Genomic DNA, 11,431 nt, shown 5'->3' with positions numbered 1-11,431 from the left:
CACCATGTCTCAGGCTGATTTCAAAACACTGTCGCGACAAATGGCGGGGCGCGAGGGATTTGGCGGCTCAGCGATCTTGGCGGTGGTCCTTGTCTTGATTGTGGCGCTTCTGACATGGGCCAAATTTGCCGAACTCGACAATGTCACCCGTGGCACCGGCCGCGTGGTCTCTGCCGCGCAAAACCAGCTTGTGCAGGCCGCCGAAGCCGGGGTGATTTTGCGCCGCTATGTTGCGGAGAACTCTGCCGTGCAAAAGGGCGAATTGCTCTTTGAGCTTGATCCGGTTGAGGCCGAAAGCGAATTCAACCAAGCGCGCCAACGCGAGGCGGCGCTGTCGCTGCGCGAGGCCCGGCTGAAGGCGGAACTGAACGAAACAGCCTATAGCGTCGCCCCGGATCTGGCCGCCCGTTCCCCAGAGGTCGCACAAAGCGAAGAAAGCCTGTTTCGCGCCCGGCAGACCGATTTAGCCGGCCAAATCGCGGTGCTCGAACAACGCCGCGCGCAACGTGTGCAAGACCGCCAATCCGCCGAAGCGACGGTAGAGGCGATGGCGCGCACGATGGCGCTTTTGGAAGAAGAAATCACCGTGGTGGAGCCACTGGTGCGCGAGAAAATTGCCCCTGCGACGCGGCTGCTGGAATTGCAGCGCGAATTGGAACGCGCGCGCGGCGAACATGACCGCGCGAAAGTGGCGATTGCCCAAGCCCAATCCGGCATCAATGAAATCGACAGCGAAACCGCTCATGCCCGCGAAAGCTATCGGCTTCAGGCGATTGACGAACTCACCAAAGTGATGGCCGAGCGGTCAGAGTTGGAAGAAGCGCTGCCGCAACTGCGCGAACGGGTAAGCCGCACCGTCGTCACCGCGCCGATGGATGGGATCGTGAACCGGCTCAACTTCCGCACACCCGGCGGCTACGTCAATCGTGGCGATGTGTTGCTGGAGATGGTGCCCACCGGCGAAGGGCTGATTGTGGAAGGGCGCATTGAGCCCAAAGACATCTCAAGCCTGCGTGTCGATGACCAAGTGCGGATTCGCTTTTCCGCCTATGATTCAGCCAAATATGGTGCCGTCGATGGCCGTCTGACGCGGATCAGCCCCGATGCGATGGTCGATGAACAAGCGGGCGGGCAAAGCTATTATCTGGTGGATGTGGCGATTGAGGGCGAGCTATTGGTCAATGAAAAGCCCGTTACCTTCCTGCCCGGCATGACCGCCACGATCGACATTCTTTCGGGCAAACGCACCGTGTTGGAATACCTTTGGCAGCCAATGGCAAAGGTGCAGGAACTCGCCTTGCGCGATTAAGGCAAAGTGGCGGCCAACCGCACAGATTTGTTGCACAAAGTCCATCTCTCCGCCCGCTTTCATGCAGGGTTGGGGCCAACTGTTCGAGCGGCAAATAGTTAGCTGACACAGCTAAAATTATATGGCTAGACTTCCCCATTACGGCTTGCCATTCGGGCCCAAGCAAGAGGTTTAGTATGTATAGACGCCGCATTTCTGTGGCGCGTATCGTTGCGCGCAAAGCGCAGATGCGCCTAGGGGGCATGGCATCGCCCTGCCGGAGCCAAGCTTTTCAAGACACCCTTAAGACATTGGAAAATACAGAAGGTCTTGACGAGACAGAGCGCCTTCTGGTCGCTTTCAAACAACAAGACGGGCTCAGTTCGCGCCGCATGGTTGACCTGTTGCGGCGCCATTTGAAAGATGTGACAGAGCGCAACTGACCCGCGCGGCCAAGCCACCCGTCTGCGCGTCAATCCATCGTCTCGGCCTCATACCGCGCTTCCCTTGGTTGCGCGAAACCGGGTAGATTGACGCCGGAAGACATGAAGAGACGGGCAAATGGCAGATCAGTCAAAGCGGCACACTAAGGTAACCACAAGCCATTGGGGCGCCTTTGAAGTGGATGTCGAAGCGGACCGGATCATCGCCACCCGCCCCTTTGTCGAAGACCCCGCCCCTTCAGCCATTGCCAAAGCGATCCCCGCCGCCGTGCATCACCGGTCCCGCGTCGCGCGCCCCTCCATTCGGCGCGGCTGGCTTGAGGGGCGGCGGCACGAAGGGCGCGGCAGTGACCCGTTTGTCGAACTTCCATGGGATGAGGCGCTCGACATCGCGGCGCAAGAAATTGACCGCATTCGCAAGACACATGGCAATGAGGCGATCTTTGGCGGCTCTTACGGTTGGGGCTCGGCCGGGCGCTTTCATCATGCGCAAAGCCAAATTCACCGCTTTCTCAATAGTATCGGCGGCTATATTGCCTCTTTTGGCAGCTATTCCACCGGCTGTGCGCAAGCGATCATGCCGCATGTCTTTGGCGTCAATTTCCTATCGCTGCTTTATGAGCATCAAGACAGTTGGCAAACCATCCTAGAGCACACTGAAACCTTGGTGATGTTTGGCGGGATCAATGCGAAAAACGCTCAAGTCAGCATGGGCGGCATCACCCGGCATGAAACGCTGAGCTGGTTTGACCGCTTTGCCGAAAAAGGGATGCATTGCCTCAACATTGGCCCGCAGCGCGGCGATGCGCCCGCGGGTTGTGATTGGATGCCGCTGCGCCCCGGCTCTGACACCGCGCTGATGCTGGCACTTGCTTATGTGCTCGAAAGAGAGGGGCTGGCCGATCAGGCGTTTTTGCAAAGCCATTGTGTGGGTTACGATCAGTTCCGCCCCTATCTGATGGGCGAAAGCGATGGGGTGCCGAAAACGCCCGATTGGGCCGCGCCTTTGTGTGGAGTGGTGGCAGATGATATTCGCGCGCTGGCCCGACGTATGGCCACAACCCGCACCTTGATCACCGTCGCATGGTCTTTGCAGCGCGCCGAACATGGCGAACAGCCCTATTGGATGTCTGCCGTTTTGGCGGCGATGCTCGGCCAAATCGGCCTGCCCGGTGGTGGTGTAGGCTATGGCTATGGGGCGATTGGCGGGGTCGGCAAATCGCTCTTGGGGCTGTCTGGCATGACCTTGCCGCAACTGACCAACCCGGTCACCACCTTCATCCCTGTCGCGCGGATCGGTGACATGCTGCGCAACCCCGGTGCGACCTATGATTTCAACGGGCACCAAATGCGCTACCCCGATATTCGGCTGATCTATTGGGCGGGCGGCAACCCATATCACCACCACCAAGATCTGAATGCCCTGCATGACGCGTGGCAAAAGCCCGAAACGGTGATTGTGAATGAGCCGTGGTGGACAGCCACCGCCCAGCGCGCCGATATCGTCTTTCCGGCGACAACGCCCTATGAGCGTGAAGATATCGGCCGCACCAACCTTGATGACTATCTCTTTCACATGCCGCAACTGATCCCGCCGGTGGGCGCGGCGCGGGATGATTACGAAATTTTTTGCGGCTTGGCACAACGGCTCGGCGCGGGCACGACCTTTAGCGAGGGGCGCAGCGCCGCAGACTGGACCGAAGCGCTTTATGCAGACTATCGCACCGCGGCTTTGGAAAAGGGCGTTCTGGTGCCAACACTTGACGACCTCAAGGCGCGCAACTGGGTGCGCTTGCCGATTGAGGAGGAGGGCCCGAACCAAACGCTTTTCGCGCCCTTCCGCGCAGATCCGGCAAACCACCCGCTCCCCACACCTTCGGGCCGGATTGAGATTTTCTCCGCCACAATCGCAGGCTTTGGCTATCCAGATTGCCCCGGCCATCCGGTCTGGCTGCCCCCCACAGAATGGTTGGGCACCGCCACCGAGGCTGCGCCCTTGCATCTTGTCTCGCCCCAACCCGGCGACAAGCTGCACAGCCAACTTGAATGCGCCTTGGCCGATGCGGCAGGCGCGCGCCCTGCCCCGCTGCTGATCCACCCCGAAGACGCAAAAGCACGCGGGGTGAACACCGGCGATCTTTTGCGCGTGTTCAACGCCCGCGGGGCCTGCCGCGCCCGCGCGCAAGTGTCTGATGCGATCTTGCAAGGTGTGGTGGCGCTGCCGACTGGGGCGTGGATGGGGAGGCCGAGAGAAGAGATTGATCCAAACGGCAACCCCAATGTGCTGACACAGGATCGGGGCACCTCCCGCCTTGGCCAAGGCTGCGCCGCGCATAGCGCCTTGGTGGAGGTTGCGCACCTGCGCGACTAGCCTTCATTCACGCCAATTCTTGGCGCGGTGTTTCACATAGGCCTCAAGCCTTTCGCGCAGGAACGGCGCCGAACAAAAACTCTTCCAGCGCATCGGTGGGGGTTGGCTTTTGCAGCACGCTCACGCCCAGCGCCTTGGCGCGTGCCCGCATTTCCTCGCTGCGATCTGCGGTTACAAGCCGCGCGGGCACTTGGCCCAGCATATCTTGCAGCTTTTGCAGGCATTCCAACCCGTCAATCCCGCTCCCCAATTGGTAATCAATCAACAGCCGATCCGGCTCCACCCCGGTCGAGGCGATCAAATCCAACGCCTCTTCACCGCTGCTGACATCCAACACGCTTGCGCCCCATTTTTCGAGCAACTGCACCATGGCGCGCGAAAGTTCCGGGTCATTTTCCACCAGCAACACCAAAACATCGCCCGCCTCTGGGTCTCGCCCCATCGCCGCATCCGCTTCGGGTTCTTGGCTTGGCTGTTTGCACGCTACGGCAAAATCAAGCGCGAAGGTGGAACCGCGCCCCGGTGCGCTTTGTAGTGAAAGCGGATGGCCGAGCAAAGCGGCGGCCCGGTCCACAATGGCAAGGCCAAGCCCCATCCCCTCAGAAGCTGAGGCATGGGCATCCACACGATGGAACTCGCGAAAGATCAGTTCTTGCTCGGCCTCTGCGATGCCCAGACCGGAATCGCGCACCTCTACACGCCATTGCCCACCACGCTTGCGTGCCGCCACCAGAACGCTGCCCGTTTCGGTATAGCGCAGCGCATTGGAGATCAGGTTTTGCAAGATACGCCGCAGATAAGCCCGATCCGAGATCACCATCGCCTCGGTTGGGCGAATGCGCAGCCGAAGCCCCTTCAGCGCGGCGGCGGGGGCAAATTCATCAGCCAATTGCCGAAACACGGGGCCCAGCGCCAAGGGCGCAGGCTCAATCGCCGCGCGGCCAGATTCCAGCCGGGAAATATCCAAAAGCGCGCCCAAAATCCCCTCGACCGACATCAGCGCGTTTTGCGCCTTATCAAGCGTGCGCCCTGCCGCCTCCGTCAGCGCATCATCGCCAAGCGAGGCAAGATAGAGTTTCGCCGCTGAAAGCGGTTGCAGAAGGTCATGGCTTGCCGCTGCCACAAACCGCGCGCGTGAGGCATTGGCGCGTTCGGCACTCGCCAGCGCGTCTTCCAATTCCCATGTCCGCTCTGTCACCCGCGCTTCCAGCGTTTCATTGGCGCGGCTGAGTTCGGCCAAGGTCGTCCGCATCTGGGTAATGTCTTCCAGCGACAGCACAAACCCACCATCGGGGAGTTCCTTGGCAAAGATTTCATAGACTTGGCTGCCCTCGCGCGTGACCTCCATTTGGAAGGTCTCTGGGCGCTGGGCGCGTCGCACCCAATCGGACAATTGCCGCACGCTTTGTCCGCCGGGGAAGGTGAAACGACCGCTTAAGAGGGTCAGGATCTCGTCGAAATGCATCCCCGGCCAAACCGCGCCGGGCGTCAGTTTCAAAAACTCAACGAGTCGGTCGTTCCAAACCAAAAGATGCAGCCGCAGGTCAAACTGACAAACGCCGATTTTAAGGTGCTCCAGCGTGGGGCGCAGCACGGCGGCTTGATCATCGCGCAACTGGCCGCGCGCGGCGCGTTCACGCCGCACAAGGTCCGTGACCTCGGTTTGCAAGATCACCGTGCCACCCTCATGCGTGCGGTGCTCAGACACCTGCACCCAGCGGTCTTCGCCCATCTGCTGGGTCAAAATAAAATGGTGCTGTTGGTGCCGCGCGAGCCGCATCCGCCGCCAATCCGCGCGGTTCATGCCCGGTGGCATCCCCAAATGCGCCGACCCTGCCGCGCAGTCGATATACTGCGTGAAACTTAGCCCCGGCTGCATTTGCGCGCGAATATCGGGCAAGAGCGCGTTGAAACGCGAATTGCACAACACCATCACATCATTCGCATCAAAAAGCGCAAAGCCTTCCTGAATGGTTTCAATCGCGGAGGCGAGGTTTTGCCGCGCGGCCTCTGTTTCGCGATGCGCCTTGGCAAGACGAGCGTTGGAAGCATTGAGCAGATCAAGCGCACGCTCCAAGTCGCGGGTGCGGTCGCGCACCTGATCTTCCAACATGGCGGCGCGCTGAAACTGCGCCCAAGCGGCGCCGCGATCTTCGGTGGTTTCCTCGGCGCGGCGGATGAGCGCCTCGACAATGGTCAAAAGCTTCTCTGTCTGCCGCTCGGGCGGATCATTGCGGTCCAAAAGCGCGCGCGCGGCGTTTAGGCCAACCGGGGGGCTGCAAGGGTCATTCATGCGCAGCCTCCGGGGCAAAGAAAGCAAGACCGGTCATCGTTTGGTTCACATGCATCGCGCCCACCTGCTCGCCATAGGTAGAAAAGCCACACACCTGATGCGCGGCCATAATTTCAGAAAGCGCGCGCCCCAACTGGCGCCCTTCCGCCTCAAGACGACGAAAGAAGCAATCAAACGCCAAAATCGCGCGCGGGGCTTGCGGGCTGGAAAGATCCTCCAGCGCGCCGCGCAGATGCGCGACCATATCGCCGGGGCGCGCAAGCGTCAGCACCAGCCCTTCGTCAATCGCGGCAAAGAACATCAACCCGCCATCGGGCGCGACTTGCTGGATTGAGCGCACATGATGCCGCCCGCCCGCCCGCACCAGCACCGGATGGGCCGCGAAGGTGTAGGGGGTGAGTTGCTCAAGATCGAGGCCCAGCATGCGCGCATATTCTTGTGCGGCCGGCTCATCATTGATCCGTGCGACGAGCCGCTTGGCCGGATCTGCGCGCGTCACCACCATCCGGCGGGTGGTCGGCGTTTGATGCGCAAAACAAAAGGGCCGCAATTCATGGGCTGAACGGATCAAGGTCAGCACCGCCGCATTCTCGCGCTGCGCCCCGCGCGCAAAAACTTGCGCGCGTTCAAACTTGGCGGCGTCGCCCGCAGAGCCGCCCACGACCGGCACCGCGCCCAACCCACCAGACAGCGCCCCAAGAAGCGCATCTTCCTGCCCCGAAAGACCGTCAATCAGCAACACAGCCACTTCTTGGGTCCATTCCGGAGCGCGGCGCCCCAAAGCTTGGCGGGCGCGCAGCAAATCCGCGATTAACAGCCGCGGATCAAGCGCCTCCAGATGCTCAATCACCACCTGCTCAACCTCAAAACTCGCAGCAGGCAGGGCAAAGGCCACAATCTGCCCGGTGTCATAGCCCTGCGCCGTGATCTCGCCCGAGGTGGTGCAACCGCAGGTCCGCGCCGGGGCAAACACTGCCTGCGCTCGCGCGACGAAATTGCTTAGATCGGCCTCCGGGCTCGCAAACAAAAACACCTGCGCAAATGGGCCGGGGCCGAGCGCTTCGGCCAGCGCGGCGAGCGGGTCAGGCAGATGTGCAGGCACAGAGGCATGCACCGGGCCCAGATCGGGCGCGGGGGTCTTGGGATCCATCGCAGCCTCCTCCCTGATGCGCGGTGGAACGACAGGTTAGGGCTTGCGCCACGCTTCGGGCAAGGGGGACGTGCTGGCTTCGCGCGCAAGCAACACCGCTTGGGTGCGCGAATAGACGCCCAACTTGCGCATGATCGCGGTGACATGGGCCTTTACCGTGGTTTCTGCAATCGACAGATCATAGGCGATTTGCTTGTTCATCTTGCCCGCGCAGATCTGTTCCAAAATATTGGCCTGCTGCCGGGTGAGCAGGCTCAGCCGCCGGATCGCCTCATCTTGCGCGGTCATCCCATCGCCCGTGGCAAGGCTGTCGCCGGTTTGTTCGGGCACGAAAACCTCGCCCCGCGCAATCGCGGCAAAGGCCGCGCGAAACAGTTCCCGACGCGAATGTTTGGGCACAAACCCCGCCGCGCCTGCGGAAATGGCGGCGCGGATCACGCGCGGGTCGTCGATGGAAGAGACCACCACAATCGGCAAGTCAGGGGCGGCTTGGCGCAGCCGGGTGAGGCCATCCAGCCCGTTCACATCGGGCAGATTGAGGTCGAGCACAATCACATCGGCAGAGGCATCCTCCGCTTCCACCTGCGCCAAAGCACTTTCAAGGCAATCGGCATTCGCAATCGCTTCGATCCCTGCCACGGTTTGCAGCGTCATCGCCAGCGCATCGCAAAACAGCGGATGATCGTCGACAATCAACGCCGAGCGAAATTCTATGTGGCGCACATCTTGGGGGGCCATGGTCATCGGCGATCCTGTAAACTCTTCCAATCCTCGTACCCAAACCTAGCAAGCCGCGCGGTTGCCCCACATTGTCCAATGGTCGCATTCGGAGGCGGTTCAGGCAAGAAAAACGAAAAGACGCCCGGGTTGCCCCGGGCGCGCAAAGTTCCGTGAGTGGTGTGGCTCAGTTCACGCTGGCCAGCTGTTTGGGCAGACGGAACGTCCAGACCGTGCCGCCTTGGTTGAGGTAGTTCACGCGCTTGGCAACCTCGCCGCCCCAAAGCGGCACCGCGCCACCCCAGCCGGAGATGACCGAGACATATTGCTCGCCATCTTGTTCCCAAGTGATCGGCTGGCCGACGATGCCGGAGCCGGTTTGGAACGACCAAAGCTTTTCGCCGGTTTCGGAATCAAAGGCCATGAATTCGCCTTCGGGGTTGCCGGTAAAGACCAGCCCACCCGCCGTGCTCATCACGCCACCCCACAGCGGGGCCGGGTTTTGGTATTCCCATTTCACCTCGCCGGTGTTCGGGTCGATCGCCTTGAGCGAGCCAATATGGTCTTCAAAGAGCGGTTTGATCGTGAAGCCCGCCCCCAGATAGGCCGCGCCCTTTTTGTAGGAAATCGGCTCGTTCCAGATATCCATGCCCCATTCGTTCGAGGGCACATAGAAAAGGCCGGTTTGCTGACTATAGGCCATCGGCATCCAGTTTTTGCCGCCAAGGAAGCTTGGCACCGCAAAGACCTGCTGGCCCTTGCCGCCTTCGGCCGCCGCATCCGGGGCACCGGGGCGGTTGTCTTCATTATAGATCGGGCGGCCATTTTCATCGATCCCGCTCGCCCAAGTGATGTCTTTCACAAAGGGATAGGCAGCGACGAATTTGCCGTCTTCGCGGTTGAGGATGTAGAAAAAGCCGTTGCGGTCGGCGGTGGCGTAGCGCTTGTTGCCCTCGCGGTCGACAAAGCCCACCACCTCGTTCACGCCGTCAAAATCCCAGCCTTCGCGCGGGGTGGTTTGGAAGTGCCACTTGATCTCTCCCGTCGCCGGGTCAATGCCCAGACGCGAGGCGGCATAAAGGTTGTCGCCGGTGTTGCCTTCAACCGGGGTGCCCGCGTTGCGCAAATGGCTGTTCCACGGCGCCGGGTTGCCCGCGCCAAAGACCAGCGTATCGGTATCGGCATCATAAGCGCCGCCGAGCCACGTGGCCCCGCCACCGGTTTTCCACATATCCCCCGGCCAAGTCGCATTGAGCGTGCCGGTCATGGTGGAAGGCTCGCCGTTGAGCGTGCCAATGTGGCCCTCGATGACCGGGCGGGTCCAAACGAGTTCGCCGGTGGCCGCATCGCGCGCTTGCACTTCACCCACAATGCCGAATTCACCGCCCGAATTGCCGGTGATCACCAGCCCATTCACGATGAGCGGAGCAGCGGTGTAGCTATAGCCTTCCTTGTAGCTCGCGATTTTCTTGTTCCAGACCACGTCGCCGGTTTTGCGATCCAGCGCCACGATCCGCGCATCGAGCGTGCCGAAATAGACATTGTCGCCATAGATCGCCGCACCACGGTTGATCACGTCACAGCAGGGCAAAATGCCTTCGGGCAGGCGCGCATCATATTGCCAAAGCTCTTTGCCGGTATGGATATCAATCGCGTAAAGGCGCGAATAAGAGCCGGTGATATACATCACCCCGTCATAGACAATCGGCTGGCTTTCTTGGCCGCGCTGCTTCTCGCCGCCAAGGCTAAAGGCCCAAGCCGGAACGAGGTTTTCCACATTGTCGCGGTTGAGCGTGGTCAGCGGGCTGAAGCGTTGCAGATCGCGCCCCATGCCATTGGTGAGCACATCGCCCACGGTTTGCTGATCGGCGCGCAGATCCTGCTCGGTAACCTCTGCTTGGGCGCCTCCCACTGCCCCCATGCAGGAAATGGCCAGCACCGTGGCCAGAACGAAACGGTTCATCGCGTAGTCCTCCCTGTCGTCCTGTCCACCTCTCGGGAAGGGGGTAGATCAGGCATTGGAGGAGTATCGGGCAGGGGCAAACGGGCGGGTATTGTCCATTGGTCTTACGACCCGCCCGATGCGGTGCTTAGGGTTGCAAGCTGGCCAGATAGGTGACGATGAAATCTTGCACCGTCGGGTCAGTGATGCCGACATGGCGCATTTTCGTCCCCGGCAGCAGCTCGTCATTGGCTTCCATCCAAGCCCGAAGCGCGCCCGGCGTCCAGACAAAGCCCGCGCCTTGCAGCGCTTTGGAATAGGGATAGCCCGGAAAGGTGCCCGCGCGGCGCCCGACTACGCCCTCCAACAGTGGGCCATAGCTCGCTTTATCGGCATCGACCGAGTGGCAACGGTGGCAATTGGCATCAAAGAACTGACGCCCGGCATCCACTTTGATGCGCTCCGTCGGGTCGGCCTGCGCCGTTGCGGCAAGCCCCGTGACCAGCAGTGGGGCCAGCACGGCGGCTAGGATGAAGCTTCTTTTCATGGTCCGTCTCCTGTCTTCGGCGCAGGTGCAGATTAGGTCCGCGCCCCACAGCCTCGGTTGATCCGTATCAAGACCGCCATAAGACTTTGGTCGCAGATCGGGGGCTTAGCCTTGCGGCAAGTAGCGCGCTTCATCGGCATCGGGGGTCACCGCGCGCCAATCATAGCCCGCGTCGCGCAACTGCTGCGCCTGTGCGAGCCCAGCCTGCGCAGCACTGTCAACCAGCGCCCGGCCCGCCGCAATATCGCGCGGGCCGCCACGCCCGCGCAGCAAATCCAGCCCATGGTTGAATTGGCCAATCGGGTCACCCGCCTCTGCCGCGCGGCGGTCCCATTCCGCCGCTTTGGCCGGGTCTTCTGGTGCACCAAGACCGTTATCTTCAAGGGCGCTCATCCATGTCATCGCCCCGGTCCAGCCCTTTTCGGCACAAAGGCCAAACACTTCGCGCGCGCCGCTATGATCGCCCGATTTGGTGAGGAAATAACCCGAGGCACAGTTCATCATCGACGCTTCGCCGCGCTCGGTGTCGCGCAGCACCCGCTCAAGGCTCATCTCCGGCGGGTTCAACTCTCCGCCCGCCTCCTCAGCCAAAGCGGGGGTGAGCGCGCAAAGAAGCCCAAGGCCGGTGTGAAAAAGTGCCTTCATGGTTTCCTCCTTGTTGCTTTTGGCAGGCTAGCACG

Annotated in this window: 9 protein-coding genes; 3 read left to right on the top strand and 6 right to left on the bottom strand. The window is 61.3% G+C overall.

Features of this window, described 5'->3' with window-relative positions; all coding sequences use genetic code 11:
- Positions 1–4: 4 nt before the first annotated feature.
- The 3 genes from BW967_RS00425 to BW967_RS00415 all read left to right on the top strand — a co-directional run bounded on the left by BW967_RS00425 (position 5) and on the right by BW967_RS00415 (position 4,102).
- Positions 5–1,309 carry an HlyD family type I secretion periplasmic adaptor subunit gene (locus BW967_RS00425; protein WP_076483069.1) on the top strand — a complete coding sequence of 435 codons (1,305 nt, stop codon included), beginning with the start codon at positions 5–7 and terminating at the stop codon, positions 1,307–1,309.
- Between the two features lie 176 nt (positions 1,310–1,485).
- Entirely contained in the window at positions 1,486–1,731 is a 246-nt protein-coding gene (locus BW967_RS00420; protein WP_076483068.1) for a hypothetical protein, read from the top strand.
- A gap of 118 nt (positions 1,732–1,849) precedes the next feature.
- Entirely contained in the window at positions 1,850–4,102 is a 2,253-nt protein-coding gene (locus BW967_RS00415) for a molybdopterin-dependent oxidoreductase (RefSeq protein ID WP_076483067.1), read from the top strand.
- Positions 4,103–4,145: 43 nt separating this feature from the next.
- Here BW967_RS00415 and BW967_RS00410 read toward each other — a convergent pair whose 3' ends face one another.
- The 6 genes from BW967_RS00410 to BW967_RS00385 form a co-directional block, all read right to left on the bottom strand.
- Positions 4,146–6,395 carry a hybrid sensor histidine kinase/response regulator gene (locus BW967_RS00410; protein ID WP_076483066.1) on the bottom strand — a complete coding sequence of 750 codons (2,250 nt, stop codon included), beginning with the start codon at positions 6,393–6,395 and terminating at the stop codon, positions 4,146–4,148.
- Positions 6,388–7,545 carry an FIST N-terminal domain-containing protein gene (locus BW967_RS00405; protein ID WP_076483065.1) on the bottom strand — a complete coding sequence of 386 codons (1,158 nt, stop codon included), beginning with the start codon at positions 7,543–7,545 and terminating at the stop codon, positions 6,388–6,390. Before BW967_RS00405 ends, BW967_RS00410 begins: the two co-directional genes overlap by 8 nt.
- Before the next feature lie 36 nt (positions 7,546–7,581).
- Positions 7,582–8,289, bottom strand: a complete 708-nt coding sequence (locus BW967_RS00400) for a response regulator (RefSeq protein ID WP_108188567.1) — start codon at positions 8,287–8,289, stop codon at positions 7,582–7,584.
- A gap of 160 nt (positions 8,290–8,449) precedes the next feature.
- Positions 8,450–10,225 carry a PQQ-dependent methanol/ethanol family dehydrogenase gene (locus tag BW967_RS00395; RefSeq protein ID WP_076483064.1) on the bottom strand — a complete coding sequence of 592 codons (1,776 nt, stop codon included), beginning with the start codon at positions 10,223–10,225 and terminating at the stop codon, positions 8,450–8,452.
- A gap of 127 nt (positions 10,226–10,352) precedes the next feature.
- Positions 10,353–10,751 carry a c-type cytochrome gene (locus BW967_RS00390; RefSeq protein WP_076483063.1) on the bottom strand — a complete coding sequence of 133 codons (399 nt, stop codon included), beginning with the start codon at positions 10,749–10,751 and terminating at the stop codon, positions 10,353–10,355.
- A 105-nt stretch (positions 10,752–10,856) separates the two neighbouring features.
- Positions 10,857–11,396, bottom strand: coding sequence for a tetratricopeptide repeat protein (locus tag BW967_RS00385; RefSeq protein ID WP_076483062.1), 540 nt, complete (start codon positions 11,394–11,396; stop codon positions 10,857–10,859).
- Positions 11,397–11,431: the final 35 nt, after the last annotated feature.

This window comes from Rhodobacter aestuarii, assembly GCF_900156655.1.
In the GTDB taxonomy this organism is placed as follows: Bacteria; Pseudomonadota; Alphaproteobacteria; order Rhodobacterales; family Rhodobacteraceae; genus Rhodobacter; species Rhodobacter aestuarii.
This window is presented reverse-complemented; position numbering and strand designations above follow the sequence as displayed.